Source organism: Bacillus sp. A1 (assembly GCF_042296235.1).
GTDB lineage: Bacteria > Bacillota > Bacilli > Bacillales > Bacillaceae > Bacillus > Bacillus velezensis.
The window spans coordinates 1,428,769-1,454,941 of the sequence record NZ_CP141181.1 but is presented as its reverse complement, the minus strand read 5'-3'; the positions used below and the strand labels follow the sequence as shown (position 1 = coordinate 1,454,941).

28 protein-coding genes are annotated in these 26,173 nt (G+C 46.4%); 8 read left to right on the top strand and 20 right to left on the bottom strand.

The window, feature by feature from the left end; all coding sequences use genetic code 11:
• Nucleotides 1-18 precede the first annotated feature (18 nt).
• Complete coding sequence (locus U2H13_RS07630; protein WP_007409651.1) at nt 19-198, top strand: YjcZ family sporulation protein; 180 nt, start codon at nt 19-21, stop codon at nt 196-198.
• Between the two features lie 112 nt (nt 199-310).
• Nucleotides 311-865, top strand: a complete 555-nt coding sequence (gene def / locus U2H13_RS07625; RefSeq protein WP_003154544.1) for a peptide deformylase — start codon at nt 311-313, stop codon at nt 863-865.
• Nucleotides 866-899: 34 nt separating this feature from the next.
• Here def and U2H13_RS07620 read toward each other — a convergent pair whose 3' ends face one another.
• A complete protein-coding gene (locus U2H13_RS07620; protein ID WP_015239775.1) occupies nt 900-1,673 on the bottom strand; it encodes a Cof-type HAD-IIB family hydrolase in 774 nt (257 codons plus the stop codon).
• A gap of 354 nt (nt 1,674-2,027) precedes the next feature.
• Here U2H13_RS07620 and U2H13_RS07615 point away from each other — a divergent pair, with 354 nt between their 5' ends.
• The gene (locus U2H13_RS07615; protein ID WP_003154548.1) at nt 2,028-2,237 is read left to right on the top strand and encodes a DNA-dependent RNA polymerase subunit epsilon; all 210 of its coding nucleotides are present in this window, start codon (nt 2,028-2,030) and stop codon (nt 2,235-2,237) included.
• 5 nt (nt 2,238-2,242) lie between these two features.
• On the top strand, nt 2,243-3,910 hold the full coding sequence (gene rnjA / locus U2H13_RS07610; protein WP_003154550.1) for a ribonuclease J1: 1,668 nt from the start codon (nt 2,243-2,245) through the stop codon (nt 3,908-3,910).
• A 32-nt stretch (nt 3,911-3,942) separates the two neighbouring features.
• On the opposite strand, the gene ade is transcribed toward rnjA, so the two are convergent.
• The 5 genes from ade to U2H13_RS07585 all read right to left on the bottom strand — a co-directional run bounded on the left by ade (nt 3,943) and on the right by U2H13_RS07585 (nt 9,121).
• Nucleotides 3,943-5,676, bottom strand: a complete 1,734-nt coding sequence (gene ade, locus U2H13_RS07605; protein WP_053285007.1) for an adenine deaminase — start codon at nt 5,674-5,676, stop codon at nt 3,943-3,945.
• A 148-nt stretch (nt 5,677-5,824) separates the two neighbouring features.
• Nucleotides 5,825-6,490, bottom strand: coding sequence for a Ktr system potassium transporter KtrC (gene ktrC / locus U2H13_RS07600; protein ID WP_003154554.1), 666 nt, complete (start codon nt 6,488-6,490; stop codon nt 5,825-5,827).
• A gap of 40 nt (nt 6,491-6,530) precedes the next feature.
• Entirely contained in the window at nt 6,531-7,358 is an 828-nt protein-coding gene (locus U2H13_RS07595; protein WP_014417635.1) for a gamma-glutamylcyclotransferase, read from the bottom strand.
• Nucleotide 7,359: 1 nt separating this feature from the next.
• Nucleotides 7,360-8,664, bottom strand: a complete 1,305-nt coding sequence (locus U2H13_RS07590) for an ATP-binding protein (protein ID WP_014417634.1) — start codon at nt 8,662-8,664, stop codon at nt 7,360-7,362.
• A gap of 172 nt (nt 8,665-8,836) precedes the next feature.
• Complete coding sequence (locus U2H13_RS07585) at nt 8,837-9,121, bottom strand: AbrB/MazE/SpoVT family DNA-binding domain-containing protein (protein WP_024085249.1); 285 nt, start codon at nt 9,119-9,121, stop codon at nt 8,837-8,839.
• Nucleotides 9,122-9,391: 270 nt separating this feature from the next.
• Here U2H13_RS07585 and mreBH point away from each other — a divergent pair, with 270 nt between their 5' ends.
• From mreBH to U2H13_RS07570, 3 genes are all read left to right on the top strand, one after another.
• Nucleotides 9,392-10,399, top strand: coding sequence for a cell shape-determining protein MreBH (mreBH, locus tag U2H13_RS07580; RefSeq protein WP_014417632.1), 1,008 nt, complete (start codon nt 9,392-9,394; stop codon nt 10,397-10,399).
• Between the two features lie 71 nt (nt 10,400-10,470).
• Nucleotides 10,471-10,605 carry a protein YkpC gene (locus U2H13_RS07575; protein ID WP_003154559.1) on the top strand — a complete coding sequence of 45 codons (135 nt, stop codon included), beginning with the start codon at nt 10,471-10,473 and terminating at the stop codon, nt 10,603-10,605.
• A gap of 100 nt (nt 10,606-10,705) precedes the next feature.
• The gene (locus U2H13_RS07570) at nt 10,706-11,938 is read left to right on the top strand and encodes an aminopeptidase (RefSeq protein ID WP_007409644.1); all 1,233 of its coding nucleotides are present in this window, start codon (nt 10,706-10,708) and stop codon (nt 11,936-11,938) included.
• A gap of 30 nt (nt 11,939-11,968) precedes the next feature.
• On the opposite strand, the gene U2H13_RS07565 is transcribed toward U2H13_RS07570, so the two are convergent.
• Complete coding sequence (locus U2H13_RS07565; protein WP_376700756.1) at nt 11,969-12,877, bottom strand: ketopantoate reductase family protein; 909 nt, start codon at nt 12,875-12,877, stop codon at nt 11,969-11,971.
• A gap of 112 nt (nt 12,878-12,989) precedes the next feature.
• The gene (locus U2H13_RS07560; RefSeq protein ID WP_003154562.1) at nt 12,990-14,609 is read right to left on the bottom strand and encodes an ABC-F family ATP-binding cassette domain-containing protein; all 1,620 of its coding nucleotides are present in this window, start codon (nt 14,607-14,609) and stop codon (nt 12,990-12,992) included.
• 162 nt (nt 14,610-14,771) lie between these two features.
• Here U2H13_RS07560 and U2H13_RS07555 point away from each other — a divergent pair, with 162 nt between their 5' ends.
• Nucleotides 14,772-15,041 carry a hypothetical protein gene (locus U2H13_RS07555; protein ID WP_021493749.1) on the top strand — a complete coding sequence of 90 codons (270 nt, stop codon included), beginning with the start codon at nt 14,772-14,774 and terminating at the stop codon, nt 15,039-15,041.
• A 37-nt stretch (nt 15,042-15,078) separates the two neighbouring features.
• Here U2H13_RS07555 and sipT read toward each other — a convergent pair whose 3' ends face one another.
• The 12 genes from sipT to glp form a co-directional block, all read right to left on the bottom strand.
• The gene (gene sipT / locus U2H13_RS07550; protein WP_369719103.1) at nt 15,079-15,696 is read right to left on the bottom strand and encodes a signal peptidase I sipT; all 618 of its coding nucleotides are present in this window, start codon (nt 15,694-15,696) and stop codon (nt 15,079-15,081) included.
• A 94-nt stretch (nt 15,697-15,790) separates the two neighbouring features.
• Nucleotides 15,791-17,695: a fructose-specific PTS transporter subunit EIIC gene (locus U2H13_RS07545; protein WP_376700755.1), complete on the bottom strand. Its 1,905-nt coding sequence runs from the start codon at nt 17,693-17,695 to the stop codon at nt 15,791-15,793.
• A gap of 14 nt (nt 17,696-17,709) precedes the next feature.
• Nucleotides 17,710-18,621, bottom strand: a complete 912-nt coding sequence (pfkB, locus tag U2H13_RS07540; RefSeq protein ID WP_003154572.1) for a 1-phosphofructokinase — start codon at nt 18,619-18,621, stop codon at nt 17,710-17,712.
• A complete protein-coding gene (locus U2H13_RS07535; RefSeq protein WP_014417627.1) occupies nt 18,618-19,373 on the bottom strand; it encodes a DeoR/GlpR family DNA-binding transcription regulator in 756 nt (251 codons plus the stop codon). The genes pfkB and U2H13_RS07535 overlap by 4 nt, the downstream gene beginning before the upstream one ends.
• Before the next feature lie 281 nt (nt 19,374-19,654).
• Nucleotides 19,655-20,848 (bottom strand): ABC transporter permease, encoded by a 1,194-nt coding sequence (locus U2H13_RS07530; protein ID WP_014417626.1) that lies wholly within the window; start codon nt 20,846-20,848, stop codon nt 19,655-19,657.
• Nucleotides 20,845-21,537 carry an ABC transporter ATP-binding protein gene (locus tag U2H13_RS07525; RefSeq protein ID WP_007409637.1) on the bottom strand — a complete coding sequence of 231 codons (693 nt, stop codon included), beginning with the start codon at nt 21,535-21,537 and terminating at the stop codon, nt 20,845-20,847. Before U2H13_RS07525 ends, U2H13_RS07530 begins: the two co-directional genes overlap by 4 nt.
• On the bottom strand, nt 21,538-22,674 hold the full coding sequence (locus U2H13_RS07520) for an efflux RND transporter periplasmic adaptor subunit (protein WP_012117453.1): 1,137 nt from the start codon (nt 22,672-22,674) through the stop codon (nt 21,538-21,540). It lies immediately after the preceding gene.
• A gap of 1 nt (nt 22,675) precedes the next feature.
• Nucleotides 22,676-23,374, bottom strand: a complete 699-nt coding sequence (locus U2H13_RS07515) for a Yip1 family protein (protein WP_043021215.1) — start codon at nt 23,372-23,374, stop codon at nt 22,676-22,678.
• Nucleotides 23,375-23,697: 323 nt separating this feature from the next.
• Nucleotides 23,698-23,931: a molybdopterin converting factor subunit 1 gene (gene moaD, locus U2H13_RS07510; protein WP_007409633.1), complete on the bottom strand. Its 234-nt coding sequence runs from the start codon at nt 23,929-23,931 to the stop codon at nt 23,698-23,700.
• Nucleotides 23,928-24,398, bottom strand: coding sequence for a molybdenum cofactor biosynthesis protein MoaE (locus U2H13_RS07505; protein ID WP_021493751.1), 471 nt, complete (start codon nt 24,396-24,398; stop codon nt 23,928-23,930). Before U2H13_RS07505 ends, moaD begins: the two co-directional genes overlap by 4 nt.
• Nucleotides 24,399-24,920 carry a molybdopterin-guanine dinucleotide biosynthesis protein B gene (gene mobB / locus U2H13_RS07500; protein WP_029973679.1) on the bottom strand — a complete coding sequence of 174 codons (522 nt, stop codon included), beginning with the start codon at nt 24,918-24,920 and terminating at the stop codon, nt 24,399-24,401.
• Nucleotides 24,881-26,173 (bottom strand): gephyrin-like molybdotransferase Glp, encoded by a 1,293-nt coding sequence (gene glp / locus U2H13_RS07495; RefSeq protein ID WP_022553413.1) that lies wholly within the window; start codon nt 26,171-26,173, stop codon nt 24,881-24,883. The genes mobB and glp overlap by 40 nt, the downstream gene beginning before the upstream one ends.

Here is a 26,173-nt window from a genome sequence, read left to right as displayed (position 1 = left end):
AAAAGAGGAGGTTTTTTTATGTACGGATATGGATTTGGCGGCGGATTTGGCGGCGGTTGCTGCGGCGGCGGATATGGTTATGGCGGCGGTTACGGTTACGGCTGCGGCGGGGGATACGGCCGCACATTCGCATTAATCGTCGTATTGTTTATCTTATTAATCATCGTCGGTGCCGCTTATTTAGGCTGCGGCTGCTGACCTTATACACCATGAACATCGGCCGGCCTGCTATGGCCGGCCAATTGTTTCGTTGCGCCGCGATAAAGAAATTCGCTATAATTTACATATTAAGCTTTAGGAGTGAAGTTTCTTGATTACTATGGAAAATATTGTACGCGATGGACATCCCGCGCTCAGAGAGATCGCTGAAGAGGTTCAGCTTCCCGCTTCTGACGAAGAAAAACAGCATCTTGCTGATATGATTGAGTTTGTGAAAAACAGCCAAAATCCTGAATTAGCCGAGAAATACAAGCTTCGTCCGGGCGTCGGTCTTGCCGCTCCGCAAACAGACGTAAAAAAACGGATGATCGCCGTCCATGCAGAAGATGCGAAAGGCACTTTATACAGCTATGCTCTTTTTAACCCTAAGATCGTCAGCCACTCAGTGGAAAAAAGCTACTTGACGAGCGGAGAAGGCTGCCTGTCGGTAGACGAACCCATTCCCGGCTATGTGCCGCGCTACGCCCGCATCCGCGTAAAGGCGGTGACGCTTGAAGGAGAACAGATTGACATCCGCCTCAAAGGTTTTCCGGCCATCGTGTTTCAGCACGAAATCGATCATCTGAACGGCGTGATGTTTTACGACCATATCGATAAAGAAAATCCGTTCAAAGAACCTGAAAACGCCATTGCCATTGACCGTTAAAAATAACCGGCACTTCCCAAAGTGCCGGTTTTCTCTATTTCAAAAGGCCCAGTTCTTTGACGGCCCAGCTGATTCCTTCCTCATCCACCGGCTTTGTGACGAAATCAGCGGCAGCTTTTAATTCCGGAACCGCATTTCCCATCGCCACCCCGGTGCCGACAAAACGGATCATCTCAAGGTCATTTAATCCGTCGCCGAATGCATAAGTGTCACTTACCCCGTACGGAAGCCGCTCAAGCACTCTTTTAATGCCTTCCGCTTTTGAACCGCCTTTCGGAAGCACATCAGTTGACAATTCGTGCCAGCGGACGTAATCAAACTCCGGAAAAGCGGCATATGCTTTTTCTTCATGTCCGCGGCAGAATAAAAGCAGCTGATAAATTTCTTTTCCTTTATAAAATGTTTCATCAACTTCGGGATAAGGCGCTTTCAGACTGCCGATACCTTCCGAGACGTGCGGATGTCCGGGGACGGTCGTTTTCATCGTGTCTTCCGCCATAAATACGACGGGGTGCTCCCCTTCTGCCGCCTGCTTTAATAAACGCGCAACCGCATCTTCAGGAAGCGGATTTTTATAAATGACCTCACCTTCAAATACGACATACTGGCCGTTGTATGAAATAAATGATTCAATCTCAAGCTCTTCCAGAATCGGTTTTACCATAAACGGGGACCTTCCGCTGGCGATAAAAACGTGATGACCAGCCTCTTTAAGCGCCTTCACGGCGTTTCTTGCGCTATCGGGAATATGTTTATCATGGTCATAGATCGTGCCGTCAATATCAAAAAAAATCAATTTTGGTTTCATGTCAATTTCTCCTTTTTCCCGTTTATCAGTCGTGTCTTTTTCAATATCATCATACATAAAGTTTTTCTTCCGGAAAACCGCATTGATGAAATTCCAGTTTTACCCACGAAAACAAATTCATTTTTTCCGCATACTACTGCTATAAAGGGCTTTAAAGGAGGTATACGATGCTGCGCCGATTACGGAAGAAACTCAGAAGACAGTGGGGCGGAATGCTCCGGAAAAAAGTCATCGCGTAGAAGGGATCTTTCGGTTTTTGAAAGTCCCTTTTTTGCTCGAGACTTTCCTTATAATCCGTTTTCGAATATAATAGAATAAGCGAGTCTAACATACGGCATTTAAGGAGAGATTTGGATGATTTATAAGGTATTTTATCAAGAGAAGGCTGACGAAGTACCTGTTCGGGAAAAAACAGATTCACTTTACATTGAGGGCGTTTCAGAACGGGACGTCAGAACGAAACTGAAAGATCAGAAATACAACATTGAATTTGTTCAGCCTGTGGACGGTGCTTTTTTAGAATATGAGAAGCAGAGCGAAAATTTTAAAGTATTGGAGTTATGAGCGGAATGAAATTTGTAAAAAATGACCAGACTGCCGTTTTCGCCCTCGGCGGATTGGGCGAGATCGGGAAAAATACGTACGGGGTGCAGTTTCAGGATGAAATTGTACTGATTGATGCGGGAATCAAGTTCCCGGAAGATGAACTTCTCGGCATTGATTACGTAATCCCCGATTACACGTATTTAGTAAAAAATGAAGATAAAATTAAAGGTCTGTTTATCACCCACGGTCACGAAGACCATATCGGCGGTATTCCGTACCTGCTCAGACAAGTAAATATTCCCGTTTACGGCGGTAAACTCGCGATCGGCTTACTTCGGAATAAACTTGAAGAGCACGGGCTGTTAAGACAGACCAAATTAAACATCATCGGTGAAGACGACATCGTGAAGTTCCGCAAGACGTCTGTATCCTTCTTCAGAACGACACACAGCATTCCGGATTCATACGGAATCGTCGTCAAAACACCGCCGGGCAATATCGTACATACCGGGGACTTTAAGTTCGATTTCACACCGGTAGGCGAACCGGCAAACTTGACTAAGATGGCTGAAATCGGGAAAGAAGGCGTTCTGTGCCTGCTTTCTGACAGTACAAACAGTGAGGTTCCTGATTTCACCATGTCAGAACGCCGCGTAGGCGAAAGCATTCACGATATTTTCCGAAAAGTGGACGGCAGAATTATATTTGCGACATTCGCTTCAAATATACACCGTCTTCAGCAGGTGATTGAAGCAGCCGTTTTAAACGGCAGAAAAGTTGCCGTATTCGGACGCAGTATGGAATCGGCTATTGAAATCGGACAAAATCTCGGTTACATTACCTGTCCTAAAAATACGTTTATTGAGCATAACGAAATCAATCGTATGCCTGCCAATAAGGTAACAATTTTATGTACGGGAAGCCAAGGTGAACCGATGGCGGCGTTATCACGCATCGCTAACGGGACGCACCGGCAGATTTCCATTAATCCCGGAGATACGGTCGTCTTTTCTTCCTCTCCGATTCCCGGAAACACAATCAGCGTAAGCCGCACCATCAACCAGCTGTACCGTGCGGGCGCAGAAGTCATTCACGGTTCATTGAATGACATTCATACATCCGGACACGGCGGACAGGAAGAGCAGAAATTAATGCTCCGCCTGATCAAACCGAAGTTCTTTATGCCGATTCACGGTGAGTACAGAATGCAGAAAATGCACGTCAAACTCGCGACTGATTGCGGCATACCTGAAGAAAACTGCTTTATCATGGATAATGGCGAAGTGCTGGCCCTCAAAGGCGAAGAAGCCGCTGTGGCAGGCAAAATTCCGTCCGGCTCCGTTTACATTGACGGAAGCGGAATCGGTGATATCGGCAATATCGTGCTCCGCGACCGCCGCATTCTTTCAGAAGAAGGCCTTGTTATCGTTGTTGTCAGCATCAATATGGACGACTTTAAGGTTTCGGCGGGACCTGATTTAATCTCAAGAGGTTTTGTTTACATGAGAGAATCCGGTGATTTGATCAATGACGCGCAGCAGCTCATTTCGAACCATCTGGAGAAAGTAATGGATCGGAAAACAACGCAGTGGTCCGAAATTAAAAACGAAATTACCGATACACTAGCTCCGTTCCTATACGAAAAAACAAAACGCCGCCCGATGATCCTTCCGATCATTATGGAGGTCTAAAAAAAACTGCACTCATTACGAGTGCAGTTTTTTTATTGCAGCGGAATATGCTGAAAGGCTTTGACATCAAACAGACCGGCCGCCGTCATTTTAATATCCGGAATCACCGGAAGCGCTAAAAACGATAATGTGAGAAACGGATTGAAATCACCGGTGAATCCGAGCAGAGAAAGCTTTTCATGAAGCACGCCCAAGCTGTCATTGACCCATTCCGCCGACTTATCAGACAAAAGCCCGGCGATCGGAAGCGGAACGGAATGAAGCAATTCTCCGTTTTTCACGGCTGTTAATCCTCCTCCGGTGTCACGGAGCCTGTTGATTGCTTTTGCCAAATCGGCATCGTTTGTACCGACGGCGATGATATTATGGGAATCGTGAGAAATGGTTGTGGCGATGGCGCCTTCTTTTAACCCGAACCCTTGTACAATCCCGAGTCCTATCATTTTTTCGCCGCTGTGCCGCTCTGCGACGGCGATTTTTAATAAATCATTTTCTGTATCAGGACGAAACGCGTCAGCAGACGGTGCAGGCACTTCTTTTTTTCTCGTCTCCAAATGATTCGGTATCATTTCGATTACGTTCATTTTCTTGCCCTCTTGAATCGGTATATGAAAATCCGATTCAGTCAGCGGCGCTTTCAGCCGCACTGTATCCAACAGCGCCTGGTCCGGCGAATAGGAACCGGCAGACTGTTCATAAACCGTGCGTCCGTTCTCGGCAACGGTCCGGCCGGCGACCATGGTCTTCGTGACGGCAGCCTCCCGTACATCTGAAATGAACAGCAGATCTGCGTCAAAACCCGGCGCTACCGCCCCTTTTGTTTCAAGACCGTAGCACTCAGCCGCATTTAAGCTGGCGAGCTGATACGCAAGGAATGGATCAAGTCCCGCCTTTATCGCCATTTTGACTTGGTGGTTCACACTTCCTTCTGAAAGCAGATCATCTACATGCTTATCATCCGTGCAAAAGAAAAAGCGCCGCGCGTTTTTTTCATTCACCGCCGGCAGCACATTGAGCGTATTTTTTGCCACCGATCCTTCGCGCAGCATGACATACATCCCCCGTCTGATTCTGTCCAGCGCTTCTTCTTTTGTCGTCACTTCATGATCATTTGACACCATTGCGGTTCTATATATATTGATGATATCTGAAGAGAGTCCGGCTAAATGCCCGTCGATCCGTTTTCCGTGACGCTTGGCATCAAGCAGTTTCTGAAGCATATCCTCTTGACCTTCCGCAACAGACACATAATCCATTACTTCCGCAAGTCCGAGCACCTCTTTCTCCTGATAAAAAGGCTTTAAATCCTCGGCTTTTAATACGGCTCCTGAGCGTTCAAAGCTAGCGGCGGGAACACAGGAAGGAAGCATGAAACGGATGTTCAGCGGCGCCTTTTTCGCCTGCTCTATCATAAATGAAATGCCTTTTGCTCCGGAAACGTTCGCAATTTCGTGAGGATCAGTAATGACCGTAGTCACTCCGTGTGGGAGGACGGCTTTAGCAAATTCAATCGGAGTAACCATAGAGGACTCGATATGAACATGTCCGTCAATAAAGCCCGGAACGATCATTTGGCCTTCTGCATCAATGACTTCTTCCCCTTCATATTCGCCCAGCCCGACGATCACTCCGTCCGTAATGGCGATATCTGCAGAAATCCATTCCTGGTTAAATACATCCATGATTTTTCCGTTTTTAATGACGGTATCGGCTTTTTGTCTGCCGGCTGATGCATTCAGCCGTTCAGCCAGTGTTTCTTTGTTCAAAATGAGGCCTCCTCTTTTTCTTTATATGGTACAATATGCTATCGGATCGCTTGATCATAGTCAATAAAAATCGCAGAAAATACCGCTTACACGATAAATGTCTTACTATTCTGACATAATAAAAGACCGCCCTTTTACGGACGGCTTTTCACTTTGTATGAAGCACTCTTTTTTCAAATCGGGAAATGTCCGTAAGAGAGCCGATAACGATGAGAATATCTTCTTTTTGGATCATTTCAGTCGCCAGCGGAGATACGATCACTTCTTTTTCTCTCTTGATGGCCACGATATTAATGCCGTACTTCGCCCGGATGTCCAGGTCAAGCAGTGTGTTGCCCGCAAGCCTGCTGTTGGCCACGATCTCCACAATGCTGTGTTCGTCGGACAGCTCCAAATAATCAAGCACATTATTTGATACGATGTTGTGGGCGATGCGTTTTGCCATGTCACGTTCAGGGTGGACGATGTGGTCGGCCCCGATTTTCGCAAGCACTTTCTCATGATAATCGTTCTGCGCTTTAACCGTGATCGTGTTCACGCCGAGTTCCTTTAAGATCAGCGTCGTTAAAATGCTCGCCTGTATATTTTCGCCGATTGCCACAATGACGTGGTCAAAGTTGCGCAGCCCTAAGTTTTTCAGCACCGATTCATCGGTTGAATCGCCGATGACCGCGTGTGATGCGATTTTGGCGTATTCATTTACTTTATCTTCATCAATATCCATCGCCATGACCTCAAGGCCTTCTTCACTTAATGCTTTGCAAATACTTCCGCCGAAGCGTCCGAGACCGATAACGGCAAACTCTTTTCTCATAACAGTACTCCTTTAAACAATATCTCTAATAGGAATAGTATCACATTTTCGGCAATGAGTTCATATAGCGTTTAAGCTTTTCTGAAAAGGCGGGCGATAAATACAGGTCCGCTCCGCGTTCGATTTCTTCCTGATAGTGACCCGGAGGCGCAATTTCCTCAGCTTTATCAAGAACGAGAAACGTCAGGACGCCTCTGTATACACGGCCGCCGGCACACACTTCTATGAATGCTGGACGGTATGTGTGGTTATCAACACCTTCTCTTTTGTACAGATAGGTTGCCGCTTCAAACGGGAGCTTGTACAGCACGCCTTCAGTTCGTCCCCCGTCTTCAACAAGATCGGCTCTGGAACCGTCAGGACGCCTTAACGTGAATCTCGTCGAATACCCTTCAACAACCGCCCCTCCGACCGGCTCGGCAAAAAAGTGGTCGACCCCCGCCTGTTTAAACCGGGCATTGTCCATACAGGAGCCGTAAGCGAAATAATAAACCGGACTGTCATCCTCCCGTTTCATAAAACGGTATTCTTTCCAGTCTCCGCTTTTGATACGGCTGAATGAGGCACACTGGCCGGGCTTTACGACATATGCGAAGGCGGTTTTATTCCCGGCATCCGTCGTCACGGCAACCTCTTTCCGATCAAAATCAGCATAATACGCATCCAGCTTACGGATCATCTGATGATCTGTTTCATACAATTCCCCGTACACAAAAGCTGTTTCTGCTAAAGACGCCGCAGGCTGACCTTTATCCGTTTCGTACAGCACACCGTTTATCGCGGCCTGCTCGCACACACACGGAGCGCCTTTCAGCAGTTCATGGTTTTCTTCACGCTTCCGTAACAAACCGTATACAAAAAGAAGCAAGTTATTTTTCCTCCTTTTGGACAGCAGCCGCTTCTAACGGCAGAATCACCTGAAACGTACTGCCTTCTCCATTTTTGCTCTTAATGTTAAGTTTACCATTATGCTCCTTCAGAATTCGTAAACAAATCGGAAGACCGAGACCCGTTCCCTGATCTTTTGTTGAGAAAAACGGTTTCCCGATGTTTTCAAGCTTTTCTTTCGACATGCCGTTTCCTTCATCCTGTATGCTGATCACCGCGTATTCTTCATCCCGTTTTGTATAAATATGAATATTCCCGCCGTCAGGCATCGCTTCAATCGCATTTTTAATAATATTGATAAATACCTGTTTCAACTGGTTTTCGTCACCGTTGACCATACAGGACTCAGTCTGCCTGAAATCCTTCTCAATCACAGTGTTCGACAGCACCGCGTTCGTGTCAAGAAGCGTCGCCACCTGCCTTAAAATATGGTTGAGATGATGAGCGGTAAACGTCACGGTCTGCGGCTTGGCGAGCAGAAGCAGCTCCCCCAGCACGAGATCAATCCTTTTAATCTCCGAAAAAATAATATCAAAATAATCCGTTCTTTCCGGATACTGGGCTTTCATCAGCTGGAGAAAGCCGCTGACTGACGTTAAAGGATTTCTTACTTCATGGGCGATTCCTGCCGCAAGCTCCCCGGCAATGGCCAGCTTTTGAGATTGCATGGCAAGGCGTTCGTTCGTTTCCAGAAGCTCGTCGACCGCTTTTTTCCGTTCACTGATATCAGACATCGTCCCCAGACTTCCGACAAATTTCTGTCTGCGGTCATAATACAGCTTATAATGGACTTCTCCCCAAAAGATCGAGCCGTCTCTTTTAATATATTTGGCCGTAAACATTCCTGACGGGGACTGCTGCTTGATTTGGGAGATAATATAATCAATGATATGTTTTTCTTTTATAAAATAATCATTATACATCGTGCCCATACATTCGCTGATGGAGTGGCCCGTAATCGCCGTCCAGGCCTGATTCAAATATGTAATATTCCCTTGTGCATCCGTCTGAAAAACGATTTCCTGCAGATTGTCCATGATCCGGTTTTTCTCATCTGAAAGCGCCTTTGCTTTCTGCTCGCTGTCCTTCAGCTCCGCCAGCAGCTGCTTTTTATTGTCCACATAATAAGCCAGCAGCCAGACGCCGATTAATGTGACGGCGGTAAAGGTGATGTCAACTGGCCAGTTAATCGGATTCCGTTCAATCATATAAAATAAATAATCCCAAAACATAATAAAAATCATTGCCAAGATTAAGGAAATGATACGCGCTTGATATTTTCCCATAGTCCCACCTGCCGCTAGCATTTCTACATATATTGTAACATTGTTGACTGCATTATTGACTAAAAAATGATAACTATTCCCAATTAATTGAGCAGGTTCGCTTACTTTTCCCGTGAGTTTTTGCACAAGTTCATAATAAAAGGACGGAATGTTGCTCCGCCCTTTTTGCTGATTATGATCTATCTTTTAACGCTTCCTCGATTTCCTCAAGCAGCATTTTCGCTCCTTCAGGACTTAAAATAATTTTGCCGTTGCCGTACTCCTGATTTTCGGAGGTAATTTCCCCCGTCATTAAGCAAATGCCGTGCGGCTTGTATTTTTTTAAGACAATTTTGTCTCCGTCAACGAAAAATTCAATACTATCTTTAATAGCGATATCCAATGCTCTTCTCAATTCAATCGGCATGACAATACGCCCGAGTTCGTCTACTTTTCTTACTACACCAATTGATTTCATAGAAATCCCCTACTTCCTTTAATGTCTCTTCTTTATGTCCAAGGAAAATCCTTCATAAACGTAGACGAAAGGAACGGAGCAAAAGTTTCTCAGCATCCGGAACTGAATGTTTTTTTACAGAAGAAAATCCTTTTGAAATATGGGATACAGACTTTCCCTCCTTTTTTACAAAAACATTTCATTCCCGGCGGAAACCCCCAAAAATCGTGGTTTTTCTCAGAAACTTTAAATGTAGAATCAATTAAATCAGGATAGGGATTGGGTGAAAACATGTTTCAATCAACTGAGATCGGAATCGACTTAGGAACCGCTAATATACTTGTTTACAGTAAAAATAAAGGAATTATTTTAAACGAACCTTCCGTTGTCGCTGTAGATACAACAACGAAAGCGGTGCTTGCCATCGGAACGGATGCCAAAAGCATGATCGGAAAGACGCCGGGGAAAATCGTCGCCGTACGGCCGATGAAAGACGGTGTCATTGCTGATTATGATATGACAACTGACTTATTAAAACACATTATGAAAAAAGCCGGAAAAAAAATCGGAATGACTTTCCGCAAACCGAATGTCGTCGTCTGCACGCCTTCAGGCTCAACAGCCGTTGAACGCCGCGCCATCAGTGACGCTGTCAAAAACTGCGGAGCGAAAAACGTTCACTTGATTGAAGAACCCGTAGCCGCTGCAATCGGGGCCGACCTCCCTGTTGACGAGCCGGTCGCAAACGTCGTCGTAGATATCGGCGGCGGTACGACTGAAGTCGCCATCATCTCATTCGGAGGCGTCGTATCCTGCCATTCAATCAGAATCGGCGGCGACCAGCTTGATGAAGATATCGCCTCGTTCGTCAGAAAAAAATACAACCTGCTGATCGGGGAACGTACGGCAGAACAAGTGAAAATGGAAATCGGTTTTGCATTGATTGAACATGTGCCGGAAACGATGGAAATCCGCGGCCGTGACCTTGTAACCGGTCTGCCGAAGACAATCAGACTGCAGTCTAATGAAATTCAGCACGCGATGCGTGAGTCGCTCTTACATATTCTTGAAGCGATCAGAGCGACACTTGAAGATTGTCCGCCGGAGCTCAGCGGTGATATCGTTGACCGCGGCGTCGTGTTAACCGGCGGAGGCTCCCTTTTAAACGGGATGAAAGAATGGCTGACAGAAGAAATCGTCGTTCCCGTTCATTTGGCGGCAAATCCGCTTGAATCAGTGGCTATCGGCACTGGGCGTTCATTAGACGTCATCGACAAGCTGCAAAAAGCGATTAAATAATAAGATTGTGCTTCTTTTTTCTCCGGCCGGCTCATATTGTGAGAACTGGAGAAACATTAAGGAGGAAGCATATGCTTAGAGATGTGGGAAGACGCGTAGCAGTAGCCGTCATTTTAAGCGGAATTATTTTGGGGGGTATGAGCATTTCACTGGCCAATATGCCCCATTCTCCGGCCGGCGGCGCCGTAAAACTGAATCACCCGTAAAGACGCAGCAAAAGCTGTGTCTTTTTCGTTTGTGCTCCTTTCTTTCCTTTATGAGGCGATATTTGATATGATGAGAAAAACCGATGAGGAGGAATGAACGATGAGTTCGTTTACTGAAAAGTTACATACATATGCTCAGCTGGCGGTAGAAGTCGGCGTCAATGTCCAAAAAGGACAGCATGTCGTAATCAATGCCTCAACTGATGTTAGGGAACTTGTCAGACTGCTTGCCAAACATTCTTATGAAAAAGGCGCAAAAAACGTCACCGTAAATTGGCAGGACGATGAACTGTCCAGATTAAAATACGAGATGGCACCGTTTGAAGCGTTTGAAGAGTATCCTGAATGGGAAGCAAAAGGAAAAGAAGAGCTCGCGAAAAAAGGGGCTGCGTTTATTTCTGTCGTCTCATCCGACCCCGACCTGTTAAAAGGCACTGACGGCAAACGGATTGCAGCGTTCCAAAAAGCCGCCGGAAAAGCATTGCATACATACAGACAATATATTCAATCAGATAAGGTCAGCTGGACGGTGATCGGAGCGGCTTCAACAGGCTGGGCGAAAAAAGTGTTCCCGGATCAGCCGGAAGAAACAGCCGTTCAGCTTTTATGGGAAGAAATTTTCAAAACGACCCGCGTAAATGAAGAAAACCCTGTGGAAGCATGGAAAAAACATGATCAAAATCTTCATGAAAAAGTGGAACACCTGAACAAAAAACATTACAGCGCCCTGCATTATCAGGCTGAAGGAACAGACTTAACCATTGAACTGCCGAAAAAACATGTATGGGCAGGCGCGGGAAGCGTGAATGAGAGCGGGCACGAATTCATGGCCAACATGCCGACAGAAGAGGTTTTCACCCTTCCGCAGCGTGACGGGGTGAACGGCACGGTTTCCAGCACGAAACCGCTGAGCTACGGCGGCAACATTATTGATAACTTCACTCTTACCTTTGAAAACGGCCGCATTGTCGATGTGAAAGCTGAAAAAGGCGAGGAGATTTTAAAAGGCATCGTCGAAACCGATGAAGGCTCACACTATCTCGGAGAAGTGGCCTTAGTGCCGTACGATTCACCGATTTCACAATCAAATATTTTATTTTACAACACACTGTACGATGAAAACGCCTCTAACCACTTGGCGATCGGCAGTGCGTATGCCTTTAATATTGAGGGCGGTAAACAAATGACACGGGAAGAGCTTGTCAAAGAGGGCTTAAATGAAAGCATTACACACGTAGATTTTATGGTCGGTTCCAAAGATATGAATATCGACGGCATTACGGCGGACGGCAAAAGAGAACCGATCTTCAGAAACGGAAACTGGGCATTTTAATAAAAAAGGAGGCGATCAGGCCTCCTTTTTTTATTTCGCTTCATACATTTGCAAGTTGGCGCAGACGGTTTCCAAAACAGGTGTATCAACTGACAAGCCTTTCGCTTTCTCAAGCAAAAATCCGTGTAAATGATCACCTTCCGTCACCCTGCCCTTTTCCATATCTCTCAGCATCGACGATTTCATATGGTAAGACATGCTTGTCAATGTGCGATAACTCTCTTCTTCAAGGTCAGCGTCCTTCGGAATGCCTGCAGCCTTGAAAATGGCTCCGATTTCAGCAAAGAGGCGCTTTGCGGTGTTACGGCCGCCTTCTGTTTCTAAAATCGGTCCGACCGGCTGTTGAAACAGAGTGGTCACTCCCGCCTGCGCGGCAATAAACATATATTTTTTCCAAATGTCCTTTTCAATATCCCGGCTGATGATGACATCCGCTTTCACACCTGCAAATGCGTTTTCCAGCTCGTTCATACGTTCTGTGCGTTCCCCGTTCCATTCACCGAAAACAAAGCGGTGGGCAGCGCTCGTATGAAGAATTTCCCCTTTGTCGTTAAGGGCGCTCTCAATAAAGCAGAGGCCGCCCAGCACCTGCCGTTTTGAAAAAGCTTCAAACAGCTGGTTATAGTGCCTGTATCCGTTTAAAAAAGGAATAATGACCGACGAAGGTTTGACAAACGGTTTGACATCCCGAATGACGTCCTGCAAAGAATACGCTTTTGAAGCGATAATAACGGCGTCAAATGCTCCTTCTTCGCCCGCCATCATTAATTTCGGCTTGATTGAAACATCACCATTTGCACTTTTGACGGTCAATCCCATCTCTTTTAATTGTTCCACCCGCTTCTGACGGACGAGAAATGTAACGTCATTTCCCTTTTCTGCAAGACGCGCGCCAATATATCCCCCCACTCCCCCAGCTCCGACAACTAAAAACTTCATGATGCATTCCTCCGTCTCTTTTCAATTTATGTATTCCTTTATTGTAACGGGAAGTCAGAAGATTGAAAACTTTTTTCATAAATAAAAAAGCAGAGTCTCCCCTGCTTCTTTATTACGCGTATAGCTCTTCAAGCTTTTTCTGCACATCCGCGTTTTCAAGAAATTCGTCATAAGACATTTGTTTGTCAACAATGCCTTTAGGCGTTAATTCAATGATACGGTTGGCAATTGTCTGTACAAATTGATGGTCATGAGATGAAAACAGCATAGCGCCTTTAAAGCTGATTAAGCCGTTGTTAAGCGCCGTAATGGATTCCAAATCTAAGTGGTTTGTCGGTTCATCCAGAATTAAGATATTCGCGCCGGAAAGCATCGCTTTTGAAAGCATGCAGCGCACTTTTTCTCCTCCGGAAAGGACGTTTGATTTTTTGTTGACTTCTTCTCCTGAGAACAGCATGCGTCCTAAGAAACCGCGCAGAAAGCTTTCGCTTTGGTCATGCGGCGAGTATTGGCGGAGCCAGTCGACAAGGTTCGCATCGCTGCCGTCAAAATATTCGCTGTTGTCTTTAGGGAAGTACGCCTGAGAAGTGGTCACGCCCCATTTAAATGTGCCGCTGTCTGCTTCCATTTCCCCGGAAATGATTTTAAACAATGTCGTAACGGCAAGTTCGTTGCGGCCCGTAAATGCGATTTTGTCTTCTCTGTTCATAATAAAGCTGACGTTATCAAGCACCTTAACCCCGTCAATCGTTTTTGTTAAGCCTTCAACCCGCAGCACGTCATTTCCGATCTCGCGTTCCGGCGTGAAATTGACATAAGGATAACGGCGTGATGACGGTTTGATATCATCAAGCGTGATTTTATCAAGGAGTTTCTTTCTTGATGTCGCCTGCTTTGATTTAGAGGCGTTGGCGCTGAATCTGGCCACGAACTCCTGAAGCTGTTTAATCTGCTCTTCTTTTTTCTTGTTGGCTTCCTGAGAAAGCTTTAAAGCAAGCTGGCTTGATTCATACCAGAAATCATAGTTGCCGACGTACACTTGAATTTTATTAAAATCAAGATCGGCGATGTGCGTGCACACTTTATTTAAAAAGTGACGGTCATGGGATACGACGATGACTGTGTTCTCAAAGTTGATTAAAAACTCTTCCAGCCACTGAATCGCTTTCAGATCCAAGTGGTTGGTCGGTTCATCAAGCAGCAGAACGTCCGGCTTGCCGAACAGCGCCTGTGCCAAAAGCACTTTCACCTTTTCTGAACCGCCTAAGTCGGCCATTTTCTTCGTATGCAGGTCTTCAGAGATGCCCAGCCCCTTTAACAAAATAGCGGCTTCACTTTCAGCTTCCCATCCGTTTAATTCCGCAAACTCTCCTTCAAGTTCAGCGGCGCGGATGCCGTCTTCATCTGAAAAATCAGGCTTCATATAAATCGCGTCTTTTTCCTGCATGACTTCGTATAAACGTTTATGCCCCATGATGACGACTTTCAGCACTTCACAGTCTTCATATTCAAAGTGGTTCTGCTTCAGAATGGCAAGACGTTCGCCCGGGCTCATATGGACATCGCCGGTCTGCGGCTCCAGCTCACCGGATAAAATTTTCAAAAATGTTGATTTTCCGGCACCGTTTGCGCCTATTAATCCGTAGCAGTTGCCCGGCGTAAATTTAATATTGACATCTTCAAATAACTTGCGATCCGCAAAACGCAAGCTCACATTATTTACAGCAATCATTTAGAATCCTCCATCGTGTCTATCATCATTAAAAGTATACCATGAATAAAGGGGAAGAGAAATGTTTCCCTGCGAATATACGGGTTTGAAAAGATGCAGGCGTCAAACCCGGAGCGCTGTGATACAATAGATATATATACATATTCATCACGGAGGAACAAGTTGAAGCTTTTAACACTCACAGAATACTGTCTTATGATTTTCTTCACCGGGGTTTTTCTGGCCGTCACAGGCTTTACGGCACGTGACATCGGCTTGTACGTCGGAATCGCCCTCATTTATACGTTTTCGCATCTCTTTTCAAAACGGATGCTTGAAAAACGCGGCAAAGAGAAGAAGCAGGTGAATCTTTTTTTCAGCGTTCTGGCCATTGTCGGATCAGTGCTGGCCACAGTATTGTTCATCGCCGTCGCCGCCTCGTTTGCCAAATAAAAAACGCCTGCTGTCCGAATCGGGCAGCGCGGCGTTTTTATTTTGTCTGACGCATATCATGAAACGGGAAGAACACAAACTTCGAGGTGCCGACGATCCGGTTTTCGGCAATTAAACCGAGTCCGTTCCGGCTGTCCATTGAATTCAGCCGATTGTCGCCCATGACGAAGTATTTGCCTTTCGGAACCTTTACGGGGCCGAAATCTCCCGTCAGGTTGACTCCCAGTTTTTTCGCTTCTTTTTTATTGCTCGCGAGGTACGGTTCTGCGATTTTTTTGCCGTTTATATAAAGCGTGTCATTTTTCATTTCCACCGTTTCTCCAGGTTTTCCGATGAGCCGCTTTACATAATGGACTTTCGACGTATCGCCGTTAATAATGACGATGTCCCCCCGCTCGATTTCTCCGATATAATTGACGCTTTTGTTGACAAACAGTCTTTCACCGTCATGTAATGTCGGGTACATTGATGATCCTTCCACTAAGTACGGTTCAAACAGGAAATGGCGGATTAACAGCGCAAGTGCAACCGCTATAATGATGGCCTTTCCCCATTCCCAATACGTGTTGGATTTTCTTTTTACCGATTTTTCAGAAGTAGGTTTTTGTTCTTCAGTCAACGTGGTTCCTCCTAGACGATCACTGTTTCGGTTCATGTACCATCTTTACTTTATCACAACTCATCACAAAATACATAACGCTTCTATGCGCATATGATTGAAAAAAGCGCCCGTAAAGGACGCTTTTCGCTTATTTCTCTAGTACCGGTTTTTTGATGATTCCCAAGATAACCGCCGTTACAATCGCTCCGATCACGATGCTCATTAAGTAAAGCAGCGGATGGTTCGTAATGAATGCAACGAATATTCCTCCGTGCGGTGCAGGAAGCGTTACCCGGAAAAACTCTGTCAGTCCGCCCGCTACCGCAGAACCGACAACGGCTGCAGGGATGACGCGAAGCGGATCAGCCGCTGCAAACGGGATGGCGCCTTCTGTAACGAAAGCTGCTCCCATGAAGTAGCACGTAATACCGGCTTCACGATCACGTTTAGAGAATTTGTGTTTAAAGAATGTTGTCGCCAGTGCGATTCCAAGCGGCGGAGCCATTCCGCCCGCCATGATGGCCGCATGCGGCGCATAGTTTCCGGCATCGATCATCGCGATACCGAAAGTGAACGCCGCTTTATTGAGCGGGCCGCCCATGTCGATAGCCATCATACCGCCTAAAATAATACCCATTAAGACAAGGTTTCCAGTTCCAAGGCTTTCAAGCCAATTTGTTAAGAAATTCATAAACGCTGCTACAGGTGTGTTAATGACAAACTGCATCAGGACACCGGTGATAAAAATACCGAGCAGCGGATAAATCAATACAGGTTTTAATCCGTCAAGAGTCTGAGGGATAAAGACAAACAGCTTTTTCAAAAGGACTACGACATAACCGGCTAAGAATCCGGCAATCAGTCCGCCCAAGAATCCGGCATTCGCCTGCGTAGCCATAAATCCGCCGACCATACCCGGCGCAAATCCCGGACGGTCCGCAATACTCATTGCGATGAATCCGGCAAGAACTGCAACGATCAGTTTTAACGCATTATCGCTGCCGATAAAGTTCAGTGCTGCGGCAAACGTGTTGTATGTCGGGTCTTTCGGATCAGCTGAATGAATTCCCCAGAAGAATGAAATCGCAACGAGAATTCCGCCGCCGACGACAAATGGCAGCATGTTGCTGACACCGCTCATTAAGTGTTTATAGAAAGTGCTTCCGATGCTTGTGCCTGATTTCTCTTTCGGGCCGTCTTCATTTGAAGCGGAAGATCCTCCGCCGCTGCCCTCGTAAATCGGCGCATCTTGGTTAACGGCTTTTTCAATCAGCTCCTGAGGACGTCTGATACCGGCCGTTACAGGCACTTGAAGAACATGTTTGCCTTTAAAGCGCTCCATTTCAACCTGTTTATCAGCCGCCACGATAATCGCAGGGGCGTCTTCAATTTCTTGAGCCGTCAGCTTATGTTTGATACCGCTTGAGCCGTTTGTCTCGACTTTAATGTCAACGCCGAGCTCTTTCGCTTTTTCCTTCAGTGCGTCAGCTGCCATGAACGTATGGGCGATACCTGTCGGACATGCCGTAACGGCTAGGATTTTGCCTTTTCCTGACGGCGCTGCCTGTTCTTCCTGCTCTTCTTCTTCCTCATCGTCATCTTTGTCATGCTGATTGATGATGTCAATGATCGCATCTTCTGATTCAGCTTCAAGAAGCTGTTTGCGGATTTCCTCACGCATAAGAAGCGTTGAAAGTCTTGATAATGCCTCAAGGTGCGTATTATTCGCTCCTTCGGTTGCCGCAATCATAAAGACCAGGTGTGCCGGCTGACCGTCTAATGATTCATAATCCACACCATCTTTTGAACGGCCGAATGCGATGGCCGGGTTAATGACGCTCGCCGTCTTCGCATGAGGAATGGCAATGCCTTCGCCGATTCCCGTCGAGCTTTGGCTTTCACGATTTAAAATGGCTGCTTTGTAAGCCTCTCTGTCATTTAATCTGCCGGCTTTGTCAAGCACTGTCACCATTTCATCGATAACGTTTTCTTTCTCTTTGCTTTCTATATTGAGATGAATTGTATCTCTTGTTAACAGCTCAGTTATCTTCACTTTTCTTTCCTCCTCTATAGACGTGTGACTTTAACTTCAGGAAGAAGCTGCTGTACAAACTCTTCAGTTCCGAGTTCTTCAGAAAATGCCGTCGCGCTTCCGGAAGCAACTCCTAAACGGAACGCATCTTCCAAAGGCAGCTGTTTTGAAATTCCCGCAAGGAATCCCGCGACGACGGAATCACCCGCGCCTACCGAATTGACAAGCTTTCCTTTAGGAACATTGGCGAGGAAAACCGCCTCTTTCGTAAATAAAAGCGCACCGTCGCCAGCCATCGAAACAATCGCGTGTTCAGCGCCTTGTTCAATTAATTTTTTACCGTAAGGAACGGCAGCTTCGGCTGAATCAATGACCGTATTAAACATTTCCCCAAGCTCATGATGATTCGGCTTCATCAAAAACGGTTTCATTTCTGTCGCTTTCATCAGCGCTTCACCGGAGATGTCCACCACTACCCGGGCATTCTGCTTTCTGCATGCCTCAGCAATTTTTTCATACGTGTTATGCGGCAGGGAAGAAGGAATGCTTCCCGCTAAAACGACGATGTCTCCCTCTTCCAGAGCGGAGAACTGTTCTAAAAAGGCATTGAACACTTCGTCTGAAATCGTCGGGCCCTGTCCGTTAATTTCCGTTTCATCGCCCGTTTTCAGTTTTACATTTATACGCGTGTCTTCATCTACCTCAGAAAAAGCCGTTTCCAGACCTTCCTGCTGCAAAAATGACGTGATATAATTTCCGGTAAATCCGCCGACAAACCCCAATGCTTTTGACGGCACATGGTGTCTTTTCAGTAATCTCGAAACGTTGATGCCTTTTCCGCCGGGATACTTCGTGTCATAGCTGGAACGGTTTAAACCGCCTACGGCAAAATCTTCAACGTGAACGATATAGTCAACAGAAGGATTGAGGGTTACAGTGTAAATCATGGTTTCACTACCTTTACGACAGTTTTTTCTTGGTAATTATCGAATGCAAGTTCTTCAGCTTCAGTGGTAATGATAGCTGCATCGCCCAAGGCGGCGAACGCTGCGAAAGAAATCTCGCCGAATTTAGAAGGATCGGCTAAAACATACGCATTTTTCGCCTGTCTCACAGCCTTTGTCTTCAGAAGAGCCTCATCCGGATCGGGTGTTGTAAAGCCGGCTTCAATGTGCACGCCGTTCACCCCGAGAAAGCTTTTGTCAAAACGGTACTGGCTGACCGCCGTTAATGAGGCGCCGCCGATCATCGCACCTGTTCTATGCTTCACATATCCTCCGAGAAGATAAAAAGGAATCCCTTTCCTTATTAAAGCGTCGATATGCATAACTCCGTTTGTGACAACCACAATGTCCTTTGTATGATCTATAAAATCAATCATGTGCAATGTAGTTGTTCCCGCATCGAGGTAAATACAGTCACCTTCTTCTAATAAAGATGCCGCTTCTTCAGCGATCTTCAGTTTATCTTGAAGGTTTTTGGAGGATTTTTCAAGCATATCGGGTTCTTGCCTGCTGTTGGAAAGTTTAGACGCCCCGCCGTGAACGCGCTTTAAAAACCCGCGCTCTTCAAGTGTTGATAAATCTCTTCTGATCGTTGATTCAGAAGCGTTTGTCATGCTTATCAGCTCTTGAATCTTCACCACATCTCGCTTTTCAATCTGATCCATAATCAGCTGATACCTTTCAGGAGTAAGCATATTCCGCCTCCTTTGAAAACGTATTCATTTCGGCTGCAAGATAATTGTAAACGCTTTTTTTACTTCAAGCAACTAAAATCACTCAAATTCATTCAATAACTATCAAAATCTTTCACATTTGTTCATATTAACGTATGTACATAGGGTTTGTAAACTGTAAATTCGACAAAAAGGGGGACAATTGTATGACATTTTCTTTTTATCATAAATGAAAAAAGTCTATTATATTCATTCAATCATTAAAACACAAAAAACCCCATGCAGACTGCATGGGGTGCCGGTTATTCATACCTTAATGCTTCAATCGGATCTAAGCGTGATGCTTTGTTGGCGGGCAGCATGCCGAAAATGACACCGATCAGCATACTGAACAGCACGCCGATACAAACCACCTGCCAGGAAACGAGCGACGGCCAGCCTGCGATAAGGGAAACGAGTGATGCTCCCCCGTAGCCGAGACCGATTCCGATTAAGCCGCCGATTAATGTAAGCACAACAGATTCAATTAAGAATTGTGTCAGAATCTGTCCTCTCGTGGCACCGAGCGATTTGCGGATGCCGATTTCTCTTGTCCGTTCCGTCACTGATACGAGCATAATATTCATGACCCCGATCCCGCCGACAATGAGAGAAATACCGGCGATCGAACCGATGATCGTCGTCATGACGGTCGTGACCTGACCGATTCCCGCCGCGATTTCTTCCATATTCATGACTTGATAGGCCTCTTTTGTACCGTGATTGTCATTTAAGAGACGGGCCGCTTCTTTTCCTGTTGTTTTGATTTGATCAGCGGACTCCGTCTGAACGGAAACGTTGCTGTAGTCGTTAGTACCGAAAGACGTTTTCAGCATGTTGAACGGCACATACATTTCACTGAGTCCTAACGATAAAAAACCGCTCTCTTCTTTCAGTACGCCGATTACTTCAACGGGCTGTCCTCCGGCCCAGACGATTTTTCCGAGCGGAGACGTTTTCCCGAACAGCTTTTCAGCCATTTTTTTCGAGATGATTCCTGCTCTTTTCCCGGAAAGAAAATCATTGTCCGTAAATGTCCGTCCATCTTGAACGTCCAGCTTTTTTACGTCCATGTAGCCGCTGTTAATGCCGTTCAACGTAATATCCGTGTCTTCTTCATGGTAACGGGCCGTCATGGATTTTACCGCGGAAGCGACAACCTGCTTTACGCCGTCCACTCCTTTTAATCCATTAATATCTTCTTCTGTAAAACTCGCTTCCTGTAAGGCGTTCGGATTGGCTGTTAATTCTTCATCACTCGGAAGGTAAAACAATTCAATCGTATTGCCCGGCCCGCTGATGGATTGCTTCAGCATTTGCTCTCCGCCCTGGCCGACAGCCACAACAACAATTACTGAACCGACGCCGATAATGATTCCGAGCATCGTCAGAATCGATCTCAGCTTGTGAGCTCTTACGGAACTGAGGGCCATCCGGAGATTTTCTAACAGGCTCATTCTCCCACTCTCCTCTGCTCAGCATCGCGGGAAACGATCATGCCGTCACGGACGAAAATCACTCTGTTTGTACAGTCCGCCACTTCAGGCTCATGAGTGACAAGCACCACGGTCACGCCCTCTGCATTAAGCTCTGTGAACTGCTCCATAATAGAAATGCTTGTTTTCGTATCCAGCGCGCCGGTCGGTTCATCAGCTAAAATGAGCTTCGGTTCGTTCACGATGGCTCTTGCAATCGCGACACGCTGCTTCTGGCCGCCTGACAGCTCATTCGGCATGTGACGCATCCGATCCGCCAAACCGACTTTTTCCAGCGCATGCTCAGCCCGTTCCTCACGCTCTTTTTTGCCGATACCGGCGTAGATCATGGGGAGTTCGACATTTTTTCTTGCATTCAATCGCGGCAGCAGCTGAAATTGCTGAAAGACAAATCCGATTGATTTGTTCCGGACCGCCGCAAGCTCTTTTTCGGTACATGAAGAAACATCTTCGCCCGCAAGCCTGTAACTGCCGGACGTCGGTCTGTCCAGACAGCCGATGATATTCATGATCGTAGATTTTCCCGATCCCGACGGTCCCATAATTGACACATATTCTCCTTCTTCAATCGTCAGGTCGATTGAACGAAGAACATCAAACGTCTCCTTGCCGATCTGATAGCTTTTTTTCACCTTTGAAAGCTGAATCATCTATGCTTTCACATCCGTTCCGTCAGTCAAACCGTCAGCCGGATTCAGAATGACTTTATCATCCTTTGAAAGCCCCTCTTTTATCTCCGTAAGCTGATTTGCGGTATCGCCGACTTTAACTTTCACGCGTTTGGCCTTCCCGTCTTTTACCGTAAAGACCCAGTGCTCATCTCCGTCTTTTTTGACCGCGGAGGACGGCAGCGTATCGGCTTTCCGTTTGTCGGTTTCAATGTTCATAATTAATTTAAACCCCGGCTTGCCCTCCGGAAGGTTTCCGATCAGCTTAACCTGGAACGGATACTGCACGGCCTGTTCCGTGCTTTCCCCCGAAGCAGCGCTTGACTTTTGATCAGGAACGAGGCCGACAGCCGCCACTCTCCCTTTCCACGTTTTACCGGGAATGGCGTCTGAGGTAATCGTAACGCTTTGGCCCTTTTTCACTTTCAGCGTGTCGTATTCGGACAAATTGCCGGCAACGATCAGGTGTTCCGGGTCTCCTATATGTATAACCGGTTCTTGAATATCCGATTTTTTAGAAGCCGCTTCTTGATTTACCGAGATTACCGTCCCGTCCATCTCACTCTTAACATTGAGATTCGCCACTTGATTTTCAAGAGACTGCTTTTGCAAATCAGATTGCTTTAATTCGATTTCCGCCGTTTTTTGCTGAAGCTGCAGATCAGTCCGTTCGGATTCAATTTGTTTTTTGGCTTCAGCTTCTCCAACTTGTTTTGCCAGATCTTGTTCCTTGCTGTTTAATGCTCTGAGTTTTTCTTCAACTTGTTCGATTTGCATCCGTTTTGATTGTTCTGTCAACTCATTTTGTTCTTTATCAAGATTGAGCTGCTCATTTGTATACGTGACTAACGACGACCCTTTTTTTACTTTGTCGCCTTCTTTTACTTTCACTTTATCAAGAGTTCCTTTATCCGCTTCATAAAAAACATACTGTTCTTTAGAGAATTTAAGTGTTCCCGGAACCATAACCGTAGAGGAGATTTCTCTGTTTTCCATGGTTCCGGTTTCGATTTTTTTCCCGGCGCTGCCGCCCGCGGGAGCGGCAGACTTATAAATATTGATACCGATGAATACTGCAACAATTACGGCGATGCCGATTCCGATCCAAATTTTTTTCATGTTATACACCTGCTGTCACTGAACTTAACAGTCCTCCGACTGCCGAAACCAAAAGCATAATAACAAACAGGACAATCGCGGAAGTCCAGGCCGCTTTTTTCGAAATGCCGCCTGTATAGCGAAGACCCAAAGCGAGCAGAATATAGCTCCAGATGCTGAAAATGTCGAACGCGCTTAAAAAGACCGCGACGCCGTCTCCGGCCGGTATGACACTCGCCAAAGATGTAACGGCGTACAGTGAGCCCGCACCGGTAAAATAAGTGACAAGACCGTTAATAACTAAGCCGATATTGGTAATGAATGCCGTAAACAGGCTGAGTGAGAGCATTTTTTTGTAAGTTGTCACGCCGCCTGAAATTTTGACGCACAGCCAGTAAATGAGCGGAACGATAAACAGAGCGATAATGCCCCCGAAGATTCCTCCGAACATCGTGCCGAATTTAGCGAAGGTTTTGGTCATTTCAATCTGATCATCCGTCAAACCGTCAAGAGATGGGCTGTTCAGCACTTCTTCATAATTCATCCCCAGTCCGCGCAAAATACTGCCGGCCGCGATGAGAATGATGACAATCAGGAGAGGAATGCCGATGACCGGCTTTTCTTTTAATCTTTTAAACTGCACAACAGGACTTGTAATGACGCCGAAAATTGACGGCTTTTCCGTTACTGCCGTATTGCCTTTTTCCAGGTTTGGTTCCATATTGCTGATGCCTCCTATGTATTATTCTGTTTATACGTACGCTTTAGGCTGAGAGAAGTTTCAATTTTTTTGCCGTTTGCGTATTTATGCTAAATTGTAACACAAATTCTCAGCTTTACGTTCCATAATTATGTAAAAAAAAGTATTGTCAGACCGGTATGACGGGAGGCTCAAAGCCTTGTGAAGGCACTGTCTTCAGCCTATTCATCTAATCAAAACCGTCTCAATCACAAATCCCTTTAAATCCCATTTAGATATTCTCTGTAATTCAGCTCCTATATACAAAAAAGCCGGATGGCAATGATTCTCATCCGGCTCTTTTTTCACCCTCCGCTTACAGGAGGGATAAAGGCAATGGTATCACCTTCTGTTACAATGCTGTTGTCTTTTACATATGTTTCATTGATTGCGATCATGGCATTGTCAATCGTCTGAAGTCCGTACCGTTCCTTTAACAGTGTTTTTACAGCAGACGCCGCCGTCTCTTTTTCGTCAAGTTCAATGACCGGTGTTCCCGCCTGCTCCGCAAGCCCGGCAAACAATAGTACTTTAATCATCGCGATTCCCCTTTATCCAAATCCGGTTCTCCGTTCGGATAGGGCGTTGTTTCCAGCTGATCGCCTATCCATTCTTCTCCGTCTTCCCAGATTTCTTTTTTCCATATCGGCACAATCTGTTTTATCCGTTCAATTGCATATTCATTCGCCTCATATGCCGCCTTTCTGTGCGGTGAAGACACGGCGATTACGACCGCTGCTTCTCCGATATCAAGGACGCCGACACGGTGTGTGATTGCAGCTTCGGCTCCTTCCCATTTCGCACTGATTTCATCGCCGATTTGAGAAAGCATTTGAACAGCCATCGGTTCATACGCTTCATATTCGAGCCGTACCGTCCGCCGTCCTGCAGTCCACTCTCTGACCGTGCCGATAAACGTTGTGATGGCGCCGGCTTCACGCTTTTCAACTTTTTTTACGATATTTTCCGCAATGATAGGTTCCCTTGTAATTTGAAAACGTTCCATTTATGCAGATTCCCCTTTCAGCTGCGAAAGCACAAACATAATGGCAGCCGGATCATCCGCATGGAATACGGGCATGCCTGCATCTGCCGGCATATGCTCCATATTTCTGCTGATAACCGCGATCACGCGCTCCAAATGTTTGAGCTTTTGCCAATCTTCGCTGTCTTTGATCATAATGATTTTCGGATGCGGCGCATGTTTAAATCCCTCTATGAGAAGACCGTCAATTCCCAGACATTCATACAGACTGATCAAACCCGCCAGATCCCATTTTTTTCGCGCCGTAAGCTGCAGGACGCCGTCCCCTTCTACTGCCGTAACCGCGGCTCCGGCTTTTGAAAAACGCTCCGAGTCTTTTCCGTCAGAAAAAGGTTCCGGTTCTCCGCCATGTCCGTGATGTTTTAAACATCCAATATCGCACTCTTTCGGCGCCGCTTTCAGCACACGTTCAATAAACGTTGTTTTACCGCTGTTTTGAAAACCTACGATCTGGACGATCGGGAAAGAATTGACCACGGCCATTCACTTCCATTCTCATCACGGATGAGGAGCACGTGAACCGTCCGGCCCGCTTCATACCCCCTCGTTCCTCCCGGCAGAAGGATAAACGCGTTTGCTTCGGCTAGAGATGTGACTGAGCTTGATTTGTCGAGACCGACCGGTGACGCCATCATCTTTCCGTCCTTATGATAAACAAATGCTCTCACAAATCTCGTGAACGGATTCGGCTTCGGAAAGTCGTTTGTTAACACGGCTTCCGCCCATCCGGAATGAGGTTTTTCATTCAGAAGCCACGTCTGAATCATCGGTTTGACAAACAGGGTGAATCCGACATAACATGCGGACGGATTGCCTGAAAGGCCGAACAGCAGCATGTCATCGGCCCGGGCGACAGTTGTCACGCTCCCCGGGCGCATTGCCACTTTGTTAAAAAGAACTTCCGCTCCGAGCTTATTATAAATGTCTGGAAGAAAATCAAAATCGCCGACTGACACGCCGCCGGTCGTGATCAGAAAATCAACTTTTTTCATAGCTTCCTTCACCGCAGCATAGCTGTCATCAAAATCATCGGAAATTTTCCCTAAGTTCATCGGTACCGCGCCCGCTTCAATGACCTGGGCATACACCATGGCAGCGTTGCTGTTGCGGATTTTCCCCGGCTCAAGCGGATCGCTGACATGAAGAAGCTCGGTTCCCGTTGCGATAATGCCGACAACCGGCTTTCTGACCACGGGAACGGAAGCATAGCCGAAGGTTGCTAAAAGAGCGGTTACGCCCGGCGTGATTTTCGTCCCTTTTTTTAATAGCGAGCTGCCCTTTTTCGCATCTTCTCCTTGATATGAAATATTATCACCCGCATGAAAAGGGCGTTTCACTGACATGTAATTCGTCCCGTTTTCAGAAAACGTTTTTGTCAGTTCAAGCATCACTACGGCATCCGCGCCTTTTGGAATCTGCGCACCCGTCATAATGCGGACCGCTTCATAAGGCCCGAGTTCTTTTTCTGACACGGCGCCGGCTCCGATATGGTCAATGACTTCAAAGGTGACGGCATTGTCACGGGAAGCCGTTTTTGAATCGCTCGCCCTGATGGCAAACCCGTCATACGGGGAACGGTTAAAGGCCGGCACATCATGATCCGCCTTAACATCCTCCGCCAAATAGCGGTGGAGACTGTCCTCAAGCGCCACCCATTCGGTATCCCCCTGTTTTTTATACCGGCTCACCCGGCGGACTGCTTCGTCCACCTGAATCGGCGTTCTTTTTTCAAGCAT